This window comes from Aureimonas altamirensis, assembly GCF_001463885.1.
Classification (GTDB): Bacteria; Pseudomonadota; Alphaproteobacteria; order Rhizobiales; family Rhizobiaceae; genus Aureimonas; species Aureimonas altamirensis.
On record NZ_BBWQ01000020.1, the window covers coordinates 197707 to 219949 of the forward strand.

General features: G+C 65.8%; 21 protein-coding genes. 17 read left to right on the forward strand and 4 right to left on the reverse strand.

The features are described 5' to 3' along the window. Positions 1–182 precede the first annotated feature (182 nt). From murA to AUL31_RS15570, 3 genes are all read right to left on the reverse strand, one after another. Positions 183–1472 (reverse strand): UDP-N-acetylglucosamine 1-carboxyvinyltransferase, encoded by a 1290-nt coding sequence (gene murA, locus AUL31_RS15565; RefSeq protein ID WP_060608697.1) that lies wholly within the window; start codon positions 1470–1472, stop codon positions 183–185. A gap of 98 nt (positions 1473–1570) precedes the next feature. Beyond that, a complete protein-coding gene (locus AUL31_RS20535; protein WP_192842530.1) occupies positions 1571–1729 on the reverse strand; it encodes a hypothetical protein in 159 nt (52 codons plus the stop codon). A gap of 7 nt (positions 1730–1736) precedes the next feature. After that, on the reverse strand, positions 1737–2015 hold the full coding sequence (locus AUL31_RS15570) for an Rdx family protein (protein WP_060608700.1): 279 nt from the start codon (positions 2013–2015) through the stop codon (positions 1737–1739). A 120-nt stretch (positions 2016–2135) separates the two neighbouring features. Between AUL31_RS15570 and AUL31_RS15575 the strand changes: the two genes are divergently transcribed. Genes AUL31_RS15575 through AUL31_RS15595 form a run of 5 tightly spaced genes read left to right on the forward strand, consistent with a single transcriptional unit; the run spans position 2136 to position 7052 of the window. Beyond that, on the forward strand, positions 2136–2573 hold the full coding sequence (locus AUL31_RS15575; RefSeq protein ID WP_159439812.1) for a MarR family winged helix-turn-helix transcriptional regulator: 438 nt from the start codon (positions 2136–2138) through the stop codon (positions 2571–2573). Then, a complete protein-coding gene (locus tag AUL31_RS15580) occupies positions 2563–4188 on the forward strand; it encodes an MFS transporter (protein ID WP_244489432.1) in 1626 nt (541 codons plus the stop codon). Before AUL31_RS15575 ends, AUL31_RS15580 begins: the two co-directional genes overlap by 11 nt. A gap of 51 nt (positions 4189–4239) precedes the next feature. Further along, the gene (locus tag AUL31_RS15585; protein WP_060608706.1) at positions 4240–5337 is read left to right on the forward strand and encodes an HlyD family secretion protein; all 1098 of its coding nucleotides are present in this window, start codon (positions 4240–4242) and stop codon (positions 5335–5337) included. 30 nt (positions 5338–5367) lie between these two features. Continuing rightward, a complete protein-coding gene (locus AUL31_RS15590; protein WP_060609032.1) occupies positions 5368–6294 on the forward strand; it encodes an ABC transporter ATP-binding protein in 927 nt (308 codons plus the stop codon). After that, on the forward strand, positions 6291–7052 hold the full coding sequence (locus AUL31_RS15595) for an ABC transporter permease (RefSeq protein ID WP_060608709.1): 762 nt from the start codon (positions 6291–6293) through the stop codon (positions 7050–7052). The genes AUL31_RS15590 and AUL31_RS15595 overlap by 4 nt, the downstream gene beginning before the upstream one ends. A 6-nt stretch (positions 7053–7058) precedes the next feature. On the opposite strand, the gene AUL31_RS15600 is transcribed toward AUL31_RS15595, so the two are convergent. After that, a complete protein-coding gene (locus AUL31_RS15600) occupies positions 7059–9047 on the reverse strand; it encodes an acetyl-CoA carboxylase biotin carboxylase subunit (protein WP_060608712.1) in 1989 nt (662 codons plus the stop codon). Between the two features lie 112 nt (positions 9048–9159). Between AUL31_RS15600 and AUL31_RS15605 the strand changes: the two genes are divergently transcribed. The 12 genes from AUL31_RS15605 (at position 9160) to AUL31_RS15660 (ending at position 22212) form a co-directional block, all read left to right on the forward strand. Next, positions 9160–9768 (forward strand): SCO family protein, encoded by a 609-nt coding sequence (locus AUL31_RS15605; protein WP_060608717.1) that lies wholly within the window; start codon positions 9160–9162, stop codon positions 9766–9768. 260 nt (positions 9769–10028) lie between these two features. Next, positions 10029–11666: an ABC transporter substrate-binding protein gene (locus AUL31_RS15610; RefSeq protein WP_082646979.1), complete on the forward strand. Its 1638-nt coding sequence runs from the start codon at positions 10029–10031 to the stop codon at positions 11664–11666. A gap of 60 nt (positions 11667–11726) precedes the next feature. Then, positions 11727–12671 (forward strand): ABC transporter permease, encoded by a 945-nt coding sequence (locus AUL31_RS15615; protein WP_060608724.1) that lies wholly within the window; start codon positions 11727–11729, stop codon positions 12669–12671. A 3-nt stretch (positions 12672–12674) separates the two neighbouring features. Beyond that, positions 12675–13562 carry an ABC transporter permease gene (locus AUL31_RS15620; RefSeq protein ID WP_060608726.1) on the forward strand — a complete coding sequence of 296 codons (888 nt, stop codon included), beginning with the start codon at positions 12675–12677 and terminating at the stop codon, positions 13560–13562. A 2-nt stretch (positions 13563–13564) separates the two neighbouring features. Next, positions 13565–14608, forward strand: coding sequence for an ABC transporter ATP-binding protein (locus AUL31_RS15625; RefSeq protein ID WP_060608730.1), 1044 nt, complete (start codon positions 13565–13567; stop codon positions 14606–14608). Beyond that, entirely contained in the window at positions 14605–14808 is a 204-nt protein-coding gene (locus AUL31_RS15630) for a hypothetical protein (RefSeq protein WP_060608733.1), read from the forward strand. Before AUL31_RS15625 ends, AUL31_RS15630 begins: the two co-directional genes overlap by 4 nt. After that, a complete protein-coding gene (locus AUL31_RS15635) occupies positions 14805–16235 on the forward strand; it encodes an Asp-tRNA(Asn)/Glu-tRNA(Gln) amidotransferase GatCAB subunit A (protein WP_060608736.1) in 1431 nt (476 codons plus the stop codon). The genes AUL31_RS15630 and AUL31_RS15635 overlap by 4 nt, the downstream gene beginning before the upstream one ends. Continuing rightward, entirely contained in the window at positions 16232–17209 is a 978-nt protein-coding gene (locus tag AUL31_RS15640; RefSeq protein ID WP_060608739.1) for an ABC transporter ATP-binding protein, read from the forward strand. The genes AUL31_RS15635 and AUL31_RS15640 overlap by 4 nt, the downstream gene beginning before the upstream one ends. Then, positions 17206–17964 (forward strand): aspartate/glutamate racemase family protein, encoded by a 759-nt coding sequence (locus tag AUL31_RS15645; protein WP_073469377.1) that lies wholly within the window; start codon positions 17206–17208, stop codon positions 17962–17964. Before AUL31_RS15640 ends, AUL31_RS15645 begins: the two co-directional genes overlap by 4 nt. A 76-nt stretch (positions 17965–18040) precedes the next feature. Further along, positions 18041–19729, forward strand: coding sequence for a peptidoglycan D,D-transpeptidase FtsI family protein (locus AUL31_RS15650; RefSeq protein ID WP_060608742.1), 1689 nt, complete (start codon positions 18041–18043; stop codon positions 19727–19729). Positions 19730–19835: 106 nt separating this feature from the next. Beyond that, a complete protein-coding gene (locus AUL31_RS15655; RefSeq protein ID WP_060608745.1) occupies positions 19836–20855 on the forward strand; it encodes an LLM class flavin-dependent oxidoreductase in 1020 nt (339 codons plus the stop codon). A gap of 130 nt (positions 20856–20985) precedes the next feature. After that, on the forward strand, positions 20986–22212 hold the full coding sequence (locus tag AUL31_RS15660; protein ID WP_073469379.1) for a glycosyltransferase: 1227 nt from the start codon (positions 20986–20988) through the stop codon (positions 22210–22212). Positions 22213–22243: the final 31 nt, after the last annotated feature.

The window sequence follows — 22243 nt, forward strand, 5'->3', positions numbered from 1 at the left end:
GCGTGGTCCTGACCTTGGATCGGAGTTCGGCCGAAGGCCCGATGCGGGCCGGCCATTGGAACGAGTCGAGGCCGGCAGCGCACGGCGCGACCGGCCCATTATGGAAATTCACGCGCCCTAAATCGTGCGGAACGAAGAAAAATGCAAGGCGGGAATGGATTTGCCCGGACGATAGACCAGGCTCAGCCCGAAATCCTTTCCACGTCCGCGCCGCAGGCGACAAGCTTCTCTTCCAGCCGTTCGAACCCGCGATCCAGATGATAGACCCGGTTTACGGTCGTCTCGCCTTCCGCCACCAGACCGGCGATCACCAGCGACACGGAGGCACGCAGATCGGTGGCCATGACCGGCGCACCGGCAAGCCGCGGCACGCCTTCGACGCGGGCGACCTGGCCTGAAAGCGAAATCTTCGCCCCCAGCCTGGCCAGTTCCTGGACATGCATGAAGCGATTCTCGAAAATCGTCTCGGTGATGTTGGAAACGCCGCCGGACCGGGTCATCAGCGCCATGAACTGGGCTTGCAGATCGGTCGGGAAACCGGGGAAAGGATCGGTCGTCACATCGACCGGCGAAATGCCCGCGCCGTTGCGCCGCACCCGGATGCCATCGTTCAGCTCGGTGATCTCGGCACCGGCCTGGCGCAGGGCGTCCAGTGCGGAATCCAGCAGCGAGGCGCGCGTACCGGCCAGGGTGACGTCGCCGCCGGCCATGGCGGCGGCAATGGCGTAGGTGCCCGTCTCGATCCGGTCCGGCAGCACGCGGTGGCGCGCGCCCGACAGGGCCGGGACACCCTCTATGGTAATGGTGGACGTTCCGGCGCCCGAAATGCGCGCGCCCATGGCGTTGAGGCAGGTGGCGAGGTCGGCAACCTCCGGCTCGCGCGCGGCGTTCTCGATGACGGTTTCGCCCTTGGCCAGCGACGCCGCCATCATCAGCACATGGGTTGCCCCCACGGACACCTTGGGAAAGCGATACCGCGCACCGACGAGCCCGCCCTTCGCCTCGGCGACGACGTAGCCCTGGTCGATGTCGATGTCGGCGCCAAGCGCCCGAAGCCCGTCGATGAACAGGTCGACCGGCCGGGTGCCGATGGCACAACCGCCGGGCAGCGACACGCGGGCCTTGTGCATGCGGGCCAGCAGCGGACCGATCACCCAGAAGCTTGCCCGCATCTTGGAGACGAGTTCGTAAGGGGCGGTCGTATCGACGATGGTGCGCGCGGTGAAGTGGATCGTGCGTCCCTGCGAAGGGTCTTGCACCAGCCGCTTGCCCGATACCGCATAGTCGACGCCGTGATTGCCGAGAATGCGGATCAACTGCTCCACATCGGCGAGATGAGGGACGTTCTCCAGCGTCAGCGTATCGTCCGTCAGGAGCGAGGCGATCATCAACGGCAGGGCGGCGTTCTTGGCCCCGGAGATCGGAATCGTGCCGTTGAGCGCGTTACCGCCCCGAATGCGAATGCGATCCATTCTTCGATGTCACCCCTGCGTTGCGGAACAGCCAGCCTCAGTACACGAGTGCGCCATGCCGTTCAAATGCCCCCGAAATCGGGACAAAAGCTGCGCCCCTATTGTGGCCGAATGAGTACCGTTGCGCCGAAGACGAACAGCGCCGCCAGCGCGATCTTCCAGAAATCGCCCCGTTTGCGCAGGCCCGGCAGGCCCAGAGGTCGAATCACCTGCACCACCATCGCCACGATCATCAGCGCCGAAACAATCTTCGTCATGGCGCGATCACCGGTCGCTATGTCCAAGGCTGCGCTCCGGGTCCAGAATATCGCGCACCCGCTGCTTCAGCACCTTCGCCTCCGGGAAGCCGCCATCCGCCTTGCGCTCCCAGACTGGCGCGCCGTCGCAGGCGATCTCGAATATTCCGCCGGTGCCGGGCACCAGAGCTACCTCGCCGATGTCGGTGCCGAAGGTCGACAACAGCTCCTGCGCCAGCCATGCGGCGCGCAGCAGCCATTGGCACTGGGTGCAGTAGGTGATCGTGATGCGCGGCGTGTTCGCCATGGGCTGGCCTCCGGTGGGACGATACCTTCTACCCTGCGACAGTTTGTAAGTCTTGTTTATTGTTAGTGCACTAGTTATATGCCCAACATGCAAAAAACGGACGATGCCTCGCGAGCCGAATTGACGGACCTCGTCATCAAGACGAGCCGCCGCATGCGCACCCTTTTCAATGCCCGCGTGAGCGAGCAGGGGCTAACCTATCCGCGCGCCCGCGCGCTTGCCGAACTGGCCCGCCACCCGATGCCGACGCAGACGGAACTGGCCTGCCAGTTGCAGTTGGAGAGTGCGACAGTGGTTCGCCTTCTGGACGGCATGGAGCGGCTGGACCTCATCGAGCGCCTGCCCTCGCCCGGCGACCGCCGGGCCAAGATCGTTCGACTCACGCCGGAGGGCCGCAAGGCCGCGGCCGTCGTCTCGGCGGCGTCCGACGACATCCGCGACGCCGTGTTGTCCGATATCGACGACCGGGAGATCGTGGCTGCCCTGGCCGTCATGCGGCGCATGGCGCGGGCCCTCGAAGCCGTTTCCCACCCGGGAGCGTCCGACGATGACGAATGAAACCGCCGCCCCGGCCCGTCCCATCCGCACGCTTCCGCCGCCCGCGCCGTACATGGCGCGGCATCCGGCCCATGCGGCGCTGTATATCGGCGCGGCCACGCTGATCTCGCTGACGCAGGGCCTCGGCCTCAACCTGATCTCGTCCAACCTGTCCAACGTGCAGGGCAGCCTCTCGCTGACGACCACCGAGACCGTCTGGCTGATGGCCGCCTATCTGGCGCCCAATGTCAGCCTGACGCTGATGATGACGAAGATCCGCGCCCAGTTCGGGCTGCGGCGCTTTGCCGAATGCGCCATCGTCGCCTTCGTGGCGATCAGCGCCATGCACCTCTTCGTCACCGACTTCCGGTCGGCACTTCTGGTGCGCTTCTTTGCCGGCGTCGCGGCCTCGCCGCTGTCGACGCTCGCCTTCCTGTACATGCTGGAGACCTTCCCGCCCGAGAAGAAGATGACGATGGGCGTTACCTTCGCCGTCATCAACATCTCGGTCGCGATGCCCGTCGCGCGGCTCGTTTCGCCGCTGCTGACGGACATGGGAGATTTCGCCAGCCTGTTCAGCCTCGAAATGGCCATGGCCATGCTGTCGCTGGCCGCCATCTTTTTCCTGCCGCTCAATCCGCCGGCCCGCGCGCAGGTGTTCGAGCCGCTCGACTTCGTCAGCTATGTCCTGATCGCCATCGGGCTCGGCTCCATCGCCGTCACAGCCACGGTCGGCCCTTACGATTGGTGGCTGGAAGCCCGCTGGATCGGCTGGACGCTGGCCGTCGGCATCGCCGCCCTGTCGGCTGCGGGAATAATCGAGCTGAACCGTTCCAACCCGCTGGTGGACCTGCGCTGGATCCTGTCGCCGCAGATCCTGCATTTTGCCGGCATCCTCCTGCTGTTCCGCCTGATCCTGTCAGAGCAGACAAGCGGCGCGTCCGGCTTCTTCCAGGCCATCGGCCTGCGCAACGAGCAGATGACGCTTCTGTATTTCGTGATGCTGGCCAGCACCGTACTGGCAGGGCTGGTCACGGCGGCCGTCATGAAGCCGGGGCGCGCCCCGGCCATCCATGCCGCTGCATTGGCTCTCCTGTCCGTCGGCGCATTCATGGACGCGCACGCCACCAACCTGACCCGGCCGGAAAACATGCTGGTCAGCCAGTCGATGATCGCCATGGCAGGCGTCATGTTCCTGCCGCCGGCGCTGGCGATGGGGTTCATGGCGGCGATGAAGAAGGGCATGAACTATCTGCTCTCCTTCCTGATCGTCTTCCTGACCACGCAAAGCCTGGGAGGGGCTGTCGGCTCGGCCATCTTCCGCACCATCGTCACCCTGCGCGAGAAATTCCACTCGCAGACCCTGGTCGAAGACGTCGTCATGAGCGATCCGACGGTTGCGGCCCGCGTGGCGCGCATGGCGGCCGCCTACGCGCCGACGACGCCCGACCCGGCCATCCAGCAGGCCAGGGCGCTTGCCGCCCTGTCTGCCCAGGCGACCCGCGAGGCCACGATCCTTGCCTATAATGACGCATTCCTGCTGGTCAGCGGGGTTTCCGCCTTCGGCCTCGGCTGCCTCTTGCTGCATGTCCTGTTCCGGCACATCTTCCCGCCGACAGAGCCGGCGGCAAGCTGATCCAACCGAAGCAACCCCATTCCCGATACCGTCTCTTTGAAAGGCTGGAACATGCCCCGCATCTTCCGCTCCTTCGCCACCTATGTCGCCGCGCTTATCGGCATCGCCGGCGTGCTCACCGTCCTCTATGCCTGGAACCTGCCGCCCTTCGCGTCGAGCGTCCAGACGACCAACGACGCCTATGTCCGGGGCCGCGTCACCATGATGAGCCCGCAACTGTCGGGCATCGTCGCGGAAGTGCCCGTCCAGGACTTCCAGCATGTGACCGCCGGTACGCTGATCGCCCGCATCGACGACGGCACCTACCGCCAGAAGCTGGAGCAGGCCCGCGCCAATCTTTCCGGACAGGAAGCCGCACTGTCGCGCTTCGAGCAGCAGCGCCTTTCCGCCGAGGCCAAGGTGACGGCGGCTGAGGCGGCACAGAAGAGTGCCGAGGCCTCCTTCGACACGGCGGACGCCAACTGGAACCGCATCGCCCCCCTTGCCGCAAAGGGCTTCGCCCCCGGCAGCGACCTCGACCTTGCCCGCAAGTCCCGCGCCGAGGCCGACGCCGCCCTCAACCAGGCGCGGGCGCAGGTGGAAGTTGCGCGACAGGACCTCGCATCGGTCATCACCTCGCGCCAGTCGCTGGAAGCGGCGGTCGACAGTGCGAAGGCCGCCGTATTGCTGGCCGAACTCGACATGACGCATACCCGCATCATTGCTCCGGCCGATGGGACGCTCGGCGAAGTCGGGGTCCGGGTCGGCCAGTATGTCCAGCCGGGCACCGGGCTGGCCAGCCTGGTGCCGGACGACCGGTGGATCGTCGCCAATTTCAAGGAAACGCAGGTTCGCGGGATGGAACCCGGACAGCGCGTCGACTTTACCGTGGATGCCTATCCGGGCCGCGTCTTCCACGGACAGGTCGAGCGATTCTCGCCGGCCACCGGCTCGGAATTCGCGGTCCTGAAATCGGACAACGCAACCGGCAACTTCACCAAGATCGCCCAGCGCATGCCCGTGCGCATCCGGATCGACGGGCAGGACACGCAATCCGGGCGGCTGGTGCCGGGCATGTCGGTGATCGTATCCATCGATACGGCGCAGCCGATGGACAGCCTCGCGGCCGATGCCGACGGGGGAGGCGACAGCGCGGGCAGGATCGAGTAGAAGACGCCGCTCATGATGAAGGCTTCGATGATGGAACCGATCCTATCGGTCGAGAATGTCGGCAAGACCTATGCCAACGGCTTCACGGCGCTGAAACCGGTGGACCTGACCATCAGGCAGGGCGAGATCTTTGCGCTTCTGGGCCCCAACGGCGCCGGCAAGACCACGCTGATCAGCATCATCTGCGGCCTGACGAACCGCAGCCAGGGCACGGTGCGCATCGGCGGCCACGATATCGGGTCCGACTATCGCGCCGCGCGTGCGATGATCGGCCTTGTGCCGCAGGAGCTGACGGCCGATGCCTTCGAAACGGTCTGGGCGACGGTCAGCTTCACGCGCGGCCTGTTCGGCCTCAAACGCAACGACGCCTATGTCGAGAAGGTTCTGAAGGACCTGTCCCTGTGGGACAAGCGCGACTCCAAGATCATGACCCTGTCCGGCGGCATGAAGCGTCGGGTGCTGATCGCCAAGGCGCTGGCGCACGAGCCGCGGCTTCTGTTCCTCGACGAGCCGACCGCCGGCGTCGACGTGGAATTGCGCCGCGACATGTGGCGCGTCGTCAGCACCCTGCGTGATTCCGGCGTCACCATCTTCCTGACCACGCATTACATCGAGGAAGCGCAGGAGATGGCGGACCGCATCGGCGTCATCCGAGGCGGCGAGCTGATCCTGGTGGAAGAGAAGTCCCGCCTGATGGAAAAGCTCGGGCGCAAGGAACTCATCATCGAGTTGCAGGACAAGATCGCCTCCGTACCCGCCGCCCTGTCCGGTTTCGACCTGGTCTTGTCGGACGATGGCAAGGCGCTCACCTATGCCTACGCCACGGGTGGCGAAAGAACGGGCATCACGGCGCTGCTGGCCGCACTCGACGGGGCTGGCATCCGCCTGCACGACATCCGCACCCACCAGAGCACGCTGGAAGACATCTTCATCGATCTCGTCAGGAGCAGGGCATGAACTGGCGCGGCGTCCTTGCGATCTACCGCTTCGAGATGGCGCGCATGTGGCGCACCATCTTCCAGAGCATCCTGTCGCCCGTCATCTCGACGTCGCTGTACTTCGTCGTCTTCGGCGCGGCCATAGGGCGCAGCATCGGCGCGGTCGACGGCATCGACTACGGGGCCTTCATCGTGCCCGGGCTCATCATGCTGTCCTTGCTGACGCAAAGCCTGTCCAACGCCGCCTTTGGCATCTATTTCCCGAAATTCACGGGCACGATCTACGAAATCATGTCGGCTCCCGTATCGACCCTCGAGATCGTCGCCGGCTATGTCGGGGCAGCGGCCACCAAATCGGTGATCCTCGGCCTTATCATCCTTGCCACGGCCTTCCTGTTCGTGCCGCTCCGGATAGACCATCCCTTGCTGATGTTCTTCTTTCTAGTGCTGACGGCCGTCACCTTCAGCCTGTTCGGCTTCATCATCGGCATATGGGCCGACGGGTTCGAAAAGCTGCAGCTTGTGCCGCTGCTCATCGTCACTCCCCTCGCCTTCCTTGGCGGCAGCTTCTACTCCATCCGCATGCTGCCGCCCTTCTGGCAGGACGTGTCGATGATCAATCCGGTCGTCTACCTCATCAACGGCTTCCGCTGGAGCTTCTTCGGCCAGTCCGACGTGAACATCTTCGTCAGCCTCGGCATGACCTTCGCCTTCATGCTGGCCTGCATTCTCGTCATCCACCGCATGTTCGCCACCGGCTACCGCCTGCGCCCCTGAACCGGCCTACGCCTCGAACTCGAGGATAAGCTCGTCCACCGCCAGGCTGGCGCCGGGTTCGGCGGCGATGCGCTTGACGACGGCGCGCCGCTCGGCCCGCAGCACGTTTTCCATCTTCATCGCCTCGACCGTGGCAAGAACCTGCCCCGCCTCGACGGCGTCGCCCTCACGGACCGCGATGGCGGTTACGACTCCTGGCATCGGGCACAGCAGCAGGCGCGAGGTATCGGGCGCCGGCTTGTGCGGCATAAGCTTTGCCAGCTCGGCGACGCGCGGCCGGCGGGCATGCGCCCTGATGTCCACGCCGCGCCAGCGCAGGCGGATGGCACCGCCCTCAAGGCTGGTCTTGACCCGCATCTCCACGCCGTCGACCACGAAGGTCGATAGCGTATCCCCCGGCTGCCAGTCGCTGGCGATGGCGATGTCCGGCCCCTCTTCGAACCGGATGGTCTCCCCTATGGAAAGGTGAAAGCGCCAGTCGCCGAAGGTGACGACGAGGTCGGTTTCGGCGGTCGCGGCATGATGGGCGATCGTTCCGGTGATGCGGGCCGCACGCGCCGTTTCGCGGCTGCGGACAAGGCCGGCAATCGCGGCAAGGCGGCGCGCTTCCGCCTGTGTCGGCTCGACGCCGGTGAAGCCCTCCGGAAACTCTTCTGCGATGAACCCGGTGGTCAGTGCGCCGGTGCGGAACCGTTCCCGCCGTGTCACGGCCGACAGGAAGGGCAGGTTGTGGCCGATACCCTCCAGCTCGAACCCGTCGAGCGCCTCGGCAAGGCCGTCGATGGCCGCTGCGCGCGTTGCCGCATGGGTGCAGAGCTTGGCGATCATCGGGTCGTAATACATCGAGATTTCGCTGCCTTCGGTGACGCCGGTGTCGTTGCGCACCGTGACGCCGCCGGTCACCCCTTCACGCGGCGGGCGATAGCGCGTCAGCCGGCCGATCGACGGCAGGAAATTGCGGTACGGGTCTTCCGCGTAGATGCGGGCCTCCATGGCCCAGCCCTCGGCTGTGATGTCGCTTTGGCCATGGCGCAGCGGCTCGCCGGCGGCGATGCGGATCATCTCTTCCACGAGGTCGAGGCCGGTGACGAGTTCGGTCACCGGATGCTCGACCTGCAGGCGGGTGTTCATCTCCAGGAAGTAGAAGTTGCGCGCACCATCGACGATGAACTCGACCGTGCCGGCCGAGTGGTAGCCGACGGCGGCCGCAAGCGCCACGGCCTGCGCCCCCATGGCGGCGCGCGTTTCGTCGTCCAGAAAGGGCGACGGTGCCTCTTCCAGAACCTTCTGGTTGCGCCGTTGGATGGAGCATTCGCGTTCGCCCAGATGGATGATCGTTCCGTGCCGATCACCGAGAACCTGGATCTCGATATGGCGGGGCTGCTCCACGAATTTCTCGATGAAGATGCGCTCGTCTCCGAAGGCGCCGCGCGCCTCGCTGCGCGAGGATGCAAAGCCCTGCCGTGCTTCCTCGGCGTTCCAGGCGATGCGCATGCCCTTGCCGCCCCCGCCGGCCGAGGCCTTGATCATCACCGGATAGCCGATCTGGTCGGCGATGGAGACCGCCTCCTCGGCAGTCTCGATCAGGCCCATATGCCCGGGAACGGTCGAAACGCCGGCCTCTGCGGCCAGCTTCTTGGAGGTGATCTTGTCGCCCATCGCGTCGATGGCGGCTGCCGGTGGGCCGACGAACGCAACGCCGGCGGCATCGAGCGCACGGGCAAAGGCGGCGTTTTCGGACAGGAAGCCATAGCCGGGATGCACCGCATCCGCGCCCGTCGCGGCTATGGCGGACAGGATGGCGTCGATCGACAGATAGGACTGCGCCGAGGGCGCCGGCCCGATCGCCACGGCCTCGTCGGCCATGCGGACATGCACGGCATCGCGATCCGCGTCCGAATGGACGGCCACGGTGGCGATCCCCATGCGCTTCGCCGTGCGGATGACCCGGCAGGCGATCTCCCCGCGATTGGCGATCAGGATCTTCTTGAACATCGGCGCTCCCCCCATCCATGCCACCCTTCCATAGAGCGATTTCCCCTCGCAGGTAAACGCTGGTGACAGGCACGCTCAAATATGCGATCCGGCCCGCACAAGGAGATGGAACATGCGTTGGAGCCACATCGCCCTTCTGGCCGGCGCGGGCCTTGTCGTCGGCACGACGCTGGCCGCCTTTACGGCCATGGTCGGCGGGCAGGACCGGCAGCCGGCGCAGAGCGCGCCCATCTCCGTCGCCGATATCGGCGGACCGTTCACGCTGACCGACACTGCCGGAAACCCCTTCACCGAGAAGAACCTGTCGGGTCGCCCCGCCGCCATCTTCTTCGGCTTCACCTTCTGCCCGGATATCTGCCCGACGACATTGTACGAGCTGGCCGGCCTGATGGAGGCGCTCGGCCCGCAGGCCGACGCCATCGATTTCGTTTTCGTGTCGGTCGATTGGGAAAGGGACGGGCCGCAACAGGTCTCGCGCTATCTTCAGGCCTTCGACGGCCGCATGATCGGCCTGTCGGGCACGCGGGCCGAAATCGAGGCTGCTGCCGACGCCTTCAAGATCCACGTCCAGCGCGTGCCGCTGGAGGATGGCGGCTACACGATGGACCATACCGCCTCGGTACTGCTGATGGGCCCGGACGGGCGTTTCACCGGCACGCTCGATTACGATGAGCCGATGGAAACCAAGCTGGGGAAGCTGCGCCGCCTTGCCGGCGCCTGATCGCTCGAAGCATATGTGCCTATATCTTAGGCAATGAATTTAACTGTTGAGCAAACGCGCATTTGATCGCAATCGGTGGTTGACCGCACCTGTCGTGATGGGCTTACTTGCCATCATTCGAAGCGTTCTACGGAATTTGCGTAGGCGCGTTTCACGCAAAGAACACACAAGATCAAAGCGACGGTCACGGCCCATGCCGTGAGCGAGCGATGTTTCACGCCCATCGCCTGCGCGATGAACAACAGGGACTTCGACTGTCGATGATGAAATCTCTTCTTTCCGGTACGGCGTTTCTGGTGCTGTCTGCATCGCTTGCGCAGGCTCAGGACACCGAAAGCGTGCTGCGGATCGGTATGACGGCGGCTGACATACCGCGCACGCTGGGCCAGCCGGATCAGGGTTTCGAAGGCAACCGCTTCACCGGCCTCACCATGTACGACGCCCTCACCATGTGGGACCTGTCCAAGGCCGAGGAGCCCTCTGCGCTCATTCCCGGCCTTGCCACCGAATGGGCCGTCAATGACGGCGACACCACCAAATGGACGTTCACGCTGCGGCAGGGCGTGACGTTCCATGACGGCTCGCCCTTCAATGCCGACGCCGTGGTGTGGAACGTCGACAAGGTGCTCAACGAAGACGCACCGCAATTCGACGCCAGCCAGGTGGGCGTGACGGCATCGCGCATGCCGACCTTGCGCTCGGCCCGCGCCATCGACGAATACACGGTCGAGCTGACCACGTCGGAGCCGGATTCCTTCCTGCCCATCAACCTGTCGAACCTGTTCATGGCCAGCCCTGCGCATTGGCAATCGCTCTACGATGCCCTTCCGGAGGGCGACAACCGCGCCGCGCAGGCATGGGAGCGGTTCGCCGCCGGCGCCTCCGGCACCGGGCCTTGGAAGATGGACAATTTCGTGCCGCGCGAGCGGCTGGAACTCGTCCGCAACGAAGACTACTGGAACGAAGCGCGCGTGCCGAAGACGCAGCGCATGATCCTGTTGCCCATGCCGGAGGCCAACGCGCGCACGGCGGCTCTTCTGGCCGACCAGGTGGACTGGATCGAGGCGCCCGCCCCCGACGCAATCCCCGAAATCCAGGGTCGTGGCTTCACCATCGAGGCAAACGAGCAGCCGCATGTCTGGCCGTGGCAGTTTTCCAGGCTCGAAGGCTCGCCGTGGAACAACATAGACGTCCGCAAGGCGGCCAACCTGTGCATCGACCGCGAGGGCATGCGCGATGGGCTGCTGGGCGGGCTGATGGCCCCGGCCACCGGCACCGTCGAGGAAGGGCATCCCTGGCGCGGCAACCCGGAATTCCAGATCCGGTTCGATCCGGAGGAAGGCCGCCGGCTGATGGAGGCGGCCGGCTACTCGGCCGAAAACCCCCTTGCCGTGAAGACGCAGACGTCGGCCTCGGGCTCCGGGCAGATGCAGCCTTTGCCGATGAACGAATATATCCAGCAGGCATTGGGCGAATGCCACTTCGCCGTCGAACTCGACGTGATCGAATGGAATACGCTCTTCACCAACTGGCGCCGCGGAGCCAACGATCCGTCCGCCAACGGCGCCAACGCCATCAACGTCACCTACGCGGCCATGGACCCCTTCTTCGCCATGGTCCGCTTCCTGCAGTCGGAGATGGCGCCGCCGACATCCAACAATTGGGGCTTCATCGACAATCCCGACTTCGACGCGCTGGTGGACAAGGCACGCACGACCTTCGACGCCGAGGGGCGTGACGCAGCCCTTGCCGAACTGCATGCGGCCTCGGTCGATGATGCGGCTTTCCTGTGGGTGGCGCACGATGTCGGCCCCCGCGCCATGAGCCCGCGCGTACAGAACTTCGTTCAGCCGCGCTCGTGGTTCGTCGATTTCTCGCCCGTGACGATAGGCGAGTAAGCGTTCGGCGGAGGCGGCCCCCGCAGGGGCCCCTTCGCCAGATCAGGGAAGTCCGGCTCCATGCTCGTCTATGCCGTCAAGCGCCTTGTCGCCGTCGTGCCCATCGTCTTCTTCGTGGCGCTCGTGTGCTTTCTGCTGGTGCACATCGCCCCAGGCGATCCGCTCGTATCCATCCTGCCGCCGGATGCCTCCGCCGCGCTTGAGGCGCAGTTGCGCGTCACCTACGGTTTCGACCGCCCCCTGCCGGTGCAATTCGGCCTGTGGATCATGAATGCGCTGGGCGGCGATCTCGGCACCTCCATCGCATCCGGTCGCCCGGTGCTGGCCGAAGTGCTGCGCGCCGTGGGCAACACATTGCTTCTGGCGGGCGTCGCCGCACTGATCGGGTTCTTTCTAGGGCTCGGGCTTGGCCTTCTGGCCGGGTATTTCCGCGACACGATCATCGACCGGGTGGCCACTGGTATCGCCATCGCCGGCGTGTCGGTGCCGCACTACTGGCTGGGCATGGTCCTCGTCATCGTCTTCTCGGTCCGGCTGGGATGGCTGCCGGCCGTCGGCGCCGGGTCCGGCGCGTGGAGCTGGAACTGGAGCCATATCCAGTTCCTCATCCTGCCGGCCGTCACCATGGCCGTCATTCCCATGGGCATCGTCACGCGCACCGTGCGGGCGCTTGTCGGCGACATCCTCAACCAGGATTTCGTCGAGGCGCTCCGCGCCAAGGGCCTCGGCGAAGGGCGCATCTTCGCCCATGTCATCAAGAACGCAGCCCCTACGGCCATTGCCGTCATGGGCCTGCAGCTCGGCTACCTCATGGGTGGATCGATCCTCATCGAGACGGTCTTCTCCTGGCCGGGAACGGGCTTCCTGCTGAACTCGGCGATCTTCCAGCGCGACCTGCCGCTGCTGCAGGGCACGATCCTGGTGCTGGCGCTGTTCTTCGTCTTCCTCAACCTGATCGTCGATCTGGCACAGGCCGCGATCGATCCTCGCATCAAGCGGAGCTGAGCGATGTCGGTCGCAACAGAGGCCCTGCCCGTCATGCCGCCCGTCGAAAAGACGCGCGGTTACTGGCGCACCGTCGGACGCCGGCTTGCCCGAGACCGTCTGTCGATGGCCTGCCTCGGCATTCTCCTGCTTATCCTGCTGTCGGCCGTCTTCGCGCCCTGGCTCGGCCTGGCCGACCCATATCAGGGCTCGATGCTGCGGCGCCTGCGCCCCATCGGCACGGAAGGATATCCGCTCGGCACGGACGAACTCGGCCGCGACATGCTCTCCCGGCTGGTCTACGGCGGCAGGCTGTCGCTGCTGATCGGCCTTCTGCCGGTGTTCAACGCCTTCGTCATCGGCTCGCTGCTCGGCATCCTGGCCGGCTATTCCGGCGGCTGGACCAATGCCGCCATCATGCGCACCATCGATGTCTTCTACGCCTTTCCGTCGGTGCTTCTGGCCATCGCCATTTCCGGCGCGCTCGGCGCCGGCATCCTCAATTCCATCGTGTCGCTGACCATCGTCTTCATTCCGCCCATCGCGCGCGTCGCCGAAAGCGTCACGACCAGCGTGCGCTCGCTCGATTTCATCGATGCCGCGCGTGCCTCCGGGGCCGGGGCGCTGACGATCATGCGCGTGCATGTGCTGGGCAACGTTCTGGGGCCGATCTTCATCTACGCCACCAGCCTCGTTTCGGTGTCGATGATCCTGGCGGCCGGCCTGTCGTTCCTCGGCCTCGGCACCCGCCCGCCCGAGCCCGAATGGGGGCTCATGCTCAACACGCTGCGGACGGCGATCTATAGCCAGCCGCTGATCGCGGCCCTGCCCGGCCTGATGATCTTCGCCGTCTCCATCTGCTTCAACATGCTGAGCGACGGGTTGCGCTCGGCCATGGACATCAGGAACTGACTATGATCGCCTCCGCCCTAACCCCGGCCGGTGATGTCGGCGGCCGGTCGCAGCCGCTCCTGACCGTGCGCCGGCTGACCAAGCACTTCCGCGTCGGCGGCGGCCCATTCGAGAAGAAGCGCGTGGTGCGCGCCGTGGATGGCGTTTCCTTCGACGTGGCCAAGGGCGAGACAGTGGGCGTGGTCGGGGAATCCGGCTGTGGCAAGTCCACCACCGCCCGGCTGCTGATGCACCTGATGCCGCCCGACCAGGGCGAACTGATCTATGACGGTCAAAGCATCGGACACGATCTGTCGCTGCGCGATCTGCGCCGGCGTATGCAGATGGTGTTTCAGGATTCCTACGCCTCGCTCAACCCGCGCCTGACGATCGAGGATTCCATTGCCTTCGGGCCGAAGGTGCACGGCGTTGCGGATATGCAGGCCCGGAACCTGGCACGCGACCTTCTGGGCAGGGTGGGCCTGAACCCGCAGACCTTCGCGGCGCGCTACCCGCATGAATTGTCCGGCGGCCAGCGTCAGCGCGTCAACATCGCCCGGGCGCTGGCCCTGTCGCCGCGGCTCGTCATCCTGGACGAGGCGGTGTCGGCACTCGACAAATCGGTCGAGGCGCAGGTGCTGAACCTGCTGAACGACCTGAAGGCCGAGTTCGACCTCACCTATCTGTTCATCAGCCACGATCTGAACGTCGTGCGCTATATCTCGGACAGGATTCTGGTGATGTATCTGGGCGAGGTCGTCGAGATCGGCCCGTCCGAAAGCCTCTGGAACGAACCGCGTCACCCGTATACGCGCGCCCTGTTTGCGGCCATGCCGACGCTGGATCCGGACAGGCGCACGACGCAGGCGCCGATTTCGGGCGATCCGCCCAATCCGATAGATCCGCCATCGGGCTGCCGCTTTCACACGCGCTGTCCCTTCGCCGAACCGGTATGCTCGGCAACCGCCCCGGCGCTCGTCGACGTCGCGCCATTGCATCAGGCGGCGTGCCACATGGCCATATCCGGTTCGGGGCATTCGAAATCGGGAGAGGTAGCTTCAGCATGACATCACCCCTGACCAGGGAAACGGTTGCCGGTTCGGCGGCGCTGGCCGGCCATCCTGTTTCACCGCAAGACGCAGACCGTATCGCAACGGCAATCGGCCCGGCCCTTCTGGCGTTCTCCGCCGTCGAGGCGACCCTGCCCTTCGAGGCGGAGCCGGCCCGGTTCATGGCCGTGCAGATGCAAGGTGGGCAGGACGCATGAGCCATTCGAACGACCCTGCCCTGATGACACTGGCCGAGCTTGTCGCCGCCATCGCCGGCCGCCTTCTATCCTCGCGGGAGGCGACGCAGGCCTGCCTCGGCCGTATCGCCGAGTGGCAGCCGGTTCTGAACGCCTTTATCGCCATCGAGCCCGAGGAGGCCCTTCAAGCCGCCGACGCTGCCGATGCCCGCATTGCCGAAGGCAGGTCCATCGGCCCGTTCGACGGCGTGCCCTTTGCGCATAAGGACATGTTCTACGCACGCGGCAAGATCTCCACCTGCGGCTCCAGGATCCGGCGGGACTGGATCGCCGATACGGATTCCACCGCGTTGAAACGCCTGACCGATCAGGGGTCCGTTCGCCTCGGTACGTTGCACATGGCCGAATTCGCCTATGGGCCGACCGGCCATAACGCCCATTTCGGCGCCGCCGGAAATCCGTGGAACCCGCTGCATGTGACGGGCGGATCGTCGTCCGGCTCGGGCGCCGCCGTCGCCGCGCGGTTGACGCCGGCCGCGCTGGGCTCCGATACGGGCGGCTCCATCCGCATGCCGGCCAATTTCTGCGGCGTCACCGGGTTGAAGACAAGCGTCGGACGGGTCAGCCGTTTCGGGGCGATGCCCTTGTCGCACTCGCTCGATACGATCGGTCCGCTGGCGCAGACCGCAGAGGATTGCGCCCTGGTCCTGCAGGCGATCGCCGGGCCCGACAGCAGCGACCCGACGGCGCTGCCCGTGCCGGTGCCCGATTACGCCGCTGCCTGTCGGTTGGGCGTGCGCGGCATGCGCCTTGGCGTGCCGGACGCCTTCTATCTCGATGGGCTGGAACCGGCGACGGCGCGGGCTTTCGAAGCAGCGCTGGACGCCTTCCGCGGCGAAGGCGTGGAGATCGTTTCCATTTCCCTTCCCGATCAGATGCGCCTTTCGGCGGCCGGGCAGATTCTGCTGGCCTGCGAAGCAGCCGCCTTCCACCGGCGCTGGCTGGCCGAACGGCCGGAAGACTACGGCGCGCAGGTTCGCGCGCGGCTGGAAAACGGGCTGGCCATCCCGGCCGTCACCTATCTGGAAGCCCTGCGCTGGCGGGCGATCGCGCTGACGGAGCATCTGCAAGCGGTGGCCGGTGTGGATGCCTTCCTGGCGCCCGTCAGCGCCAGCGCCTCTCCCAGCATCGCGGAAAGCGATGTCGGCGGGGGGCCCAGCGCGGAGGCCGTGATCCAGAGGATCACCCGGTTGATGCGCCCGGTCAATTATCTGGGCCTGCCCGCCCTCGTGGTGCCGGCGGGCTTTAGCGATACGGGCCTTCCCATCGGCTTGCAGATCGTGGGTCGCCCCTTCGAGGAAGACCGTATCCTGCGGCTGGGCGCCGGCTTCCAGCGGGCAACAGACTTTCACCGCGCCGTGCCGCAACTGCCGGGAGACCCGCAATGACGAATGCCGTGGACGTCCGCAACCTCAGCGTCCGGTTTTCCGGCGAGCGCACCGTCCATGCCGTCAACGATGTCTCGCTGACCGTGAAGCAGGGGGAAGTGCTCGGCCTTCTCGGGGAGTCCGGCTCGGGCAAGAGCGTCACGCTGCGGGCGCTGATGCGTCTTCTGCCGAAGCGGCGCACCACCATCGGCGGTCGCATCGAGGTGTCCGGGCAGGACGTGATCCAGATGGGGGACAAGGCCCTGTCGGCCTTTCGCGGCAAGACCGTTTCGATGATCTTCCAGGAGCCGATGCTGGCGCTGGACCCCGTCTACACGATCGGCGACCAGATAGCGGAATCGGTGGTGCGGCATGAGGGTGTTTCGCGCAGGGACGGCCGCGCGCGCGCCCTGGAAATGCTGGAACGCGTCAGGATTCCGTCCGCCGCCAGCCGGCTCGACGCCTATCCGCACGAGATGTCGGGCGGCATGCGCCAACGTGCGATGATCGCGCTGGCACTGGCCTGCCGGCCCAAGATTCTCCTGGCCGACGAGCCGACGACGGCGCTCGACGCGACGGTGCAGATCCAGATTCTGTTGCTGCTGCGCGAGTTGCAGGCCGAGTTCGGCATGTCGATGATTTTCGTGACGCACGATATCGGCGTCGCGGTAGAGATCTGCGACAGGATCGCAGTCATGTACGCCGGCCAGATCGTGGAAAGCGGCGCGTTGCGCGATGTCGTCCGCGATGCCCGCCACCCCTATGCGCAGGGGCTATTGGCGTCCACCGTGCACGGCAATCCCGGCGGGTCGCGCCTGGAGACGATCCCCGGTGCGCCGCCCTCCTTGTCGGAGCCGCCCACCGCCTGCCAGTTTGCGCCGCGCTGCCGCCATGTCCGGCAAACCTGCCAGCAGATGCCACCCCCGGCCGTGGAGCTGGGGGCGCGGCGCATGGTGCGTTGTGTCCTTGCCGAGCCGCAGGGCGTGCCGGCGTGATCCTGTCCATCGTCAATCCCAACGCCACCCATGCCATGACGGAAAGCGTTGTACAGACCGCGCGCATGGTCGCCGCACCCGGCACCCGCATCGACGCTCGCACCAACACCTCCGGCCCCCTCTCCATCGAAGGGTCGGTCGACGGCGCGATGGCCGTACCGGGCATGCTGGAACTGATGCGCGCCGCCGAGGCCGAGGGCGCGGACGCGCATGTGATCGCCTGTTTCGACGATACCGGGCTGGATGCCGCCCGCTCGCTGCTGTCGGCGCCGGTCATCGGCATCGGCGAGGCCGGCGCCAGGGCGGCCGGCTTCATCGCACGCCGCTTCACGATCGTCACGACACTGTCCGTGTCGGTACCCATCCTTGAAGACAACCTCATACGCTACGGCCTTGCCGGCCACGCCACGGTACGCGCCAGTGAGATTCCCGTGCTGGAGCTGGAGGCGAACCCCGATCGCACGATGGCGCGCCTGTCGGCGGAGATCGCCGCCGCCATCGCCCATGACCGGGCAGAGGCCATAGTGCTTGGCTGCGCCGGCATGACGTCGCTGGCCACCCAGCTATCCAAGCGGCACGACGTACCGGTGGTGGACGGCGTCGCGGCCGCCATAACCTTCGCAGAGGCGCTGGTGGCGCTGGGGCTGCGCACCACCGCGCACGGGCTTTACGCCCCACCGCGTGGCAAGGCCGAAAAGGATGGGGACGCGGCGCTGGCAAACCAAAATTCCGTGTCCGAAAACACAGTTCTGTGATTAACTGACAGTTAACAGTGGCACCCTACGGTCCGGACGAGCCTTCATTACCAGTATAGTCCGACCGCCGGGTAACATGAACCAAGTTGCGACGTCTTTCAGAACCTACGTCCTGCTGGCCGTCTTCTCGGCGGCATTTCTTGCGATCTTCGGTCGACTTGTCCACCTGACCACGCTGGAGCCCGCCGAGCCGGTTCTTGCACGCGCGGCCCCGTCGCATTCAAGGCCAGACATCCTGGATCGGAACGGCGAAATCCTGGCACGCGACATCGTGATGTTCTCCGTCTATGCCGAGCCCCGCCGCGTGATCGATCCGGACGAAACGGTCGAACAGCTCCTGACCATCCTGCCCGAGCTGAATGCGGCATCGCTGTATCGACGGCTCAGCGGCAAGTCCGGCTTCACCTGGGTCAGCCGCTCGATCACCCCGGCCAAGCAGCAGGCGATCCACAATCTCGGTCTGCCCGGCATCGGCTTTCGGCCCGAGGTGCGCCGCCTCTATCCCAATGGCGGGGCCGCGGCGCAGGTGCTGGGTGCCGTCAATATCGACAATCTCGGGATCGCCGGCATCGAAAGCTGGATCGACGAGAGTGGCCTCAACGTCCTGCGGTCCGCCGGCATGGATTACCGCCGCGAGGACCTCGACCCCGTCAACCTGTCCATCGACCTCTATGTCCAGCACGCCTTCGCCGACGAACTACGCAAGGCGATCGACCATTACGACGCCATCGGCGGTGCGGGCCTGGTGCTCGACGTCAACAGCGGCGAAGTCGTTTCCCTGGTGTCCCTGCCGGATTTCGATCCGAACAATCCAACGGAGGCGCACAAGAAGGAGAACATCAACCGCATCAATGTCGGCGTCTATGAAATGGGCTCCACCTTCAAGGCCCTCACCATGGCGATGGGCCTCGACAGCACGGCCTTCAACATTCATTCCGTCGTGGATGCGACCAATCCCCTGCGCTTCGGCCGGTTTTCAATCAGCGATTATCGCGGGGAAAAGCGCCCGCTGAACATGCCGGAGGCCTTTCTCGTTTCGTCCAACATCGTGTTCGCCAAGATGGCGATGCAGGTTGGCGTCGACAGGCACAAGGAGTTCCTGCGCGCGCTTGGCCAGCTCACCCGCCTGACCACCGAGCTGCCCGAAAGCGCCGCTCCGATCGTTCCGCGCAACTGGGGCGCGGTCAACACCGCCACCATCGCATTCGGGCACGGTTTGGCCGTGACGCCGCTGCAGGCCTCCATGGGTGTTGCGGCGCTGGTCAATGGCGGCCGGCTGATCCGCCCGACCTTCGTCAAGGATACGCCGGTAGAAGACCGCATCATCGCCGAAGACGTCATATCGCCGTCCACAGGCGAGGCACTGCGCTACCTCATGCGGCTCAACGGCATCGACGGCTCCGCCCGCCGCGCCACGATTGCCGGCTACCATGTCGGCGGCAAGACCGGCACCGCCGAAAAAGTAATCGACGGACGCTACGCCAAGGGCAAGGTGATGACCTCCTTCATGGGGCTCGTTCCGGCGCACGAGCCGAAATACCTGATCCTCGTCATGCTCGACGAGCCGAAGCCCGTCGAAGGCACGCACGGCTTCCGGACGGCGGGCTGGAACGCGGTGCCGACCGCCAAGGCCATTTTGAACCGCATTCTGCCGATGATGCGCATGCCCCCGCAGTTCACCCAGCCGCAGGACCCGTTCCCCAACATCGTGCGCGCCCGGGCACATGGCCATCAGCACTTTCTGGCCGGCGCGCTGACGCAATAGGGAAAAGGGCGACACTGCGTTTCCGATCTGCAAATTGCCGATCTTGCCGATCGCGCCTATCTCGAAATCTTGAAAGCCCGAACAGGGGCGGAAAAGGACATTCGAGATGAAGAAGATCGGCTTTCTCTCCTTCGGGCACTGGTCGCCCGCGCCGGGTTCGCAGACGCGCACGGCGGGCGATGCCCTGCTGCAGTCCATCGATCTCGCCGTCGCGGCCGAGGAACTGGGCGCCGATGGCGCCTATTTCCGCGTCCATCATTTCGCCCGCCAGCTCGCCTCGCCCTTTCCGCTGCTGGCTGCCGTCGGCGCGCGGACCAAGCGGATCGAAACCGGCACCGCCGTCATCGACATGCGCTACGAGAACCCGTTCTACATGGCGGAGGATGCCGGCGCGGCCGACCTGATCGCAGGCGGGCGCCTGCAGCTCGGCCTCAGCCGCGGCTCGCCCGAGCAGGTCATCGATGGCTGGCGCTACTTCGGCTACCGGCCCGCCGAGGGGAAGACCGAGTCGGACATGGCGCGGGAGCGCACCCAAACCCTTCTCAAGCTGCTCGAAGGGCAGGGCTTTGCCGAGCCGAACCCGCAACCCATGTTTCCCAACCCGCCCGGCCTCTTGCGGCTGGAGCCGCATTCGGAGGGCCTCCGCGACCGCATCTGGTGGGGCGCGGCGTCCGATTCCACCGCCGTCTGGGCCGCCGTGCTGGGCATGAACCTGCAAAGCTCGACGTTGAAGACCGATGAAAGCGGTGAGCCGTTCCATGTGCAGCAGGCACGGCAGATCCGGGCCTATCGCGATGCGTGGAAAGAAGCCGGCCACACCCGCACGCCGCGCGTATCGGTCAGCCGCAGCATCTTCGCGCTGACCAGCGACGAAGACCGCGCCTATTTCGGACGCGGCGGCGACGCCCGCGACCAGGTCGGCGTCATCGACAGGACGCGCTCCATCTTCGGGCGCAACTACGCCGCCGAACCGGACGAGCTTGTCCGGCTTCTGGCCGAGGATGAGGCCATCGCGGAGGCGGATACGCTGCTGCTCACCGTGCCCAACCAGCTCGGTGTCGACTACAATGTGCATGTGATCGAGAACATCCTGAAGCATGTCGCCCCCGGCCTCGGCTGGCGCTGAGGTGGACGCCGTCTGATATCGAATGCGGGGTCGGCGATTATCCGGATGGAGGACCCCGGCGATATGGCTCCCGTGGCCCGGTCCGTCTATCCTGATGCAAACCGCCGCCCCGCAGACAGCGAGAACGACGATGACATGCACGGACAATTCCCTGATGCTGGGCTTCAGCGCCCCGCTCTATCGCCATGACGGGCGGCTTTACGCCGAACGGCAGACGATTTCCGGGCTTCATGCATGGAAGGAAAACTTCTCGCGTCTCGTCGCATTCGCCATCTGCCATGACGGCCCCCCGCCGGCGGGCTGGGAAGATGCCGCCGCGGGCGGATTGACCGAGCCCGGCATCAAGCTCGTGCCGATTCCCAACACATACGATCTCAAGATCCTCCTCAGCCAGCGCAAGGCGCTGTCCGAAACCATGCTGCAACTGATGCGGGATACCCACTACCACAGCTTCGCCTATGGCGGCTGGCTGGGCGATCCGGGCGAGGTTGCGGCCGCCGTCGCCAGGCGGCACGGCATCGCCCACGCGGTCTGGTTCGACAGGGTTGAGTCGCAGGTGATGAAGGCCGAAGGCGGCTCATCCCTGAAAGACCGGCTCAAGACGGCGGTCAAGATGGCCATCATGGAGCGCAACGAAAAGCGCGCGGTGCGCGGTGCGCAACTGAGCCTGCTGCATGGGGCCACGGTTTTCAATCATTTCAAGCCCATCGCCCGCAATCCGCATCAGGTGGAGGATATCCACTTCAACGCGGACGACAGGCTGACACCAGGCGAAGTCGCAGCGAAGGTGCAGGGCGCGGCCAGCGGGCCGTTGCGCATCGTGTACTGCGGCCGTGCCGCACCGATGAAGGGGCCGCTGGAATGGGTCGCCGCCCTGGCGGGACTGAAGGCGCGCGGGGTTTCCTTCAACGCCCGGTGGCTGGGTGACGGCGAACTGCTCGGCGCCATGCAGGCTGCAGCGGAAAAGGCGGGTCTGACGCAAGAAGACCTTGTCTTCGAAGGCTTCGTATCCGACCCGGACCGTGTCCGGGCCGCCTATCGCGACGCCCATCTGCTGATGTTCTGCCATTTGAGCGACGAGTCGCCCCGCAATCTCATCGAGAGCCTGCATTCGGCAACGCCGCTGATTGGCTACAAGGACCCCTATTCCGCGGGGTTGATCGACGAAAAAGGCGCCGGCCTGCTGGTGCCCCGCGGCAACCCCGAGGCCCTTGCCGACACGATCGCCGGCCTGGATGCGAACCGCGGCGTGCTGGCGACGCTGATCCGCGCCGCCGGCGCCTCGGCGGAACACCTGACCCGCGACAGCGTCTTCCGCCATCGCAGCGACGTCATCCGCAGCCAGCTCGCGGCCTGAGGCCGAGGCGCCCTTTCGGCGCCTCGGGCCG

Excerpts from the sequence above, each read along its gene's own strand:
- AUL31_RS20535 (WP_192842530.1), bottom strand. The coding sequence starts at position 1,729 with ATGACGAAGATTGTTTCGGCGCTGATGATCGTGGCGATGGTGGTGCAG.
- AUL31_RS15625 (WP_060608730.1), top strand. The coding sequence starts at position 13,565 with ATGATCGCCTCCGCCCTAACCCCGGCCGGTGATGTCGGCGGCCGGTCG.
- murA (WP_060608697.1), bottom strand. The coding sequence starts at position 1,472 with ATGGATCGCATTCGCATTCGGGGCGGTAACGCGCTCAACGGCACGATT.
- AUL31_RS15620 (WP_060608726.1), top strand. The coding sequence starts at position 12,675 with ATGTCGGTCGCAACAGAGGCCCTGCCCGTCATGCCGCCCGTCGAAAAG.
- AUL31_RS15570 (WP_060608700.1), bottom strand. The coding sequence starts at position 2,015 with ATGGCGAACACGCCGCGCATCACGATCACCTACTGCACCCAGTGCCAA.
- AUL31_RS15600 (WP_060608712.1), bottom strand. The coding sequence starts at position 9,047 with ATGTTCAAGAAGATCCTGATCGCCAATCGCGGGGAGATCGCCTGCCGG.
- AUL31_RS15610 (WP_082646979.1), top strand. The coding sequence starts at position 10,029 with ATGATGAAATCTCTTCTTTCCGGTACGGCGTTTCTGGTGCTGTCTGCA.
- AUL31_RS15615 (WP_060608724.1), top strand. The coding sequence starts at position 11,727 with ATGCTCGTCTATGCCGTCAAGCGCCTTGTCGCCGTCGTGCCCATCGTC.
- AUL31_RS15590 (WP_060609032.1), top strand. The coding sequence starts at position 5,368 with ATGGAACCGATCCTATCGGTCGAGAATGTCGGCAAGACCTATGCCAAC.
- AUL31_RS15630 (WP_060608733.1), top strand. The coding sequence starts at position 14,605 with ATGACATCACCCCTGACCAGGGAAACGGTTGCCGGTTCGGCGGCGCTG.
- AUL31_RS15655 (WP_060608745.1), top strand. The coding sequence starts at position 19,836 with ATGAAGAAGATCGGCTTTCTCTCCTTCGGGCACTGGTCGCCCGCGCCG.
- AUL31_RS15660 (WP_073469379.1), top strand. The coding sequence starts at position 20,986 with ATGACATGCACGGACAATTCCCTGATGCTGGGCTTCAGCGCCCCGCTC.
- AUL31_RS15585 (WP_060608706.1), top strand. The coding sequence starts at position 4,240 with ATGCCCCGCATCTTCCGCTCCTTCGCCACCTATGTCGCCGCGCTTATC.
- AUL31_RS15640 (WP_060608739.1), top strand. The coding sequence starts at position 16,232 with ATGACGAATGCCGTGGACGTCCGCAACCTCAGCGTCCGGTTTTCCGGC.
- AUL31_RS15605 (WP_060608717.1), top strand. The coding sequence starts at position 9,160 with ATGCGTTGGAGCCACATCGCCCTTCTGGCCGGCGCGGGCCTTGTCGTC.
- AUL31_RS15650 (WP_060608742.1), top strand. The coding sequence starts at position 18,041 with ATGAACCAAGTTGCGACGTCTTTCAGAACCTACGTCCTGCTGGCCGTC.
- AUL31_RS15580 (WP_244489432.1), top strand. The coding sequence starts at position 2,563 with ATGACGAATGAAACCGCCGCCCCGGCCCGTCCCATCCGCACGCTTCCG.
- AUL31_RS15635 (WP_060608736.1), top strand. The coding sequence starts at position 14,805 with ATGAGCCATTCGAACGACCCTGCCCTGATGACACTGGCCGAGCTTGTC.
- AUL31_RS15595 (WP_060608709.1), top strand. The coding sequence starts at position 6,291 with ATGAACTGGCGCGGCGTCCTTGCGATCTACCGCTTCGAGATGGCGCGC.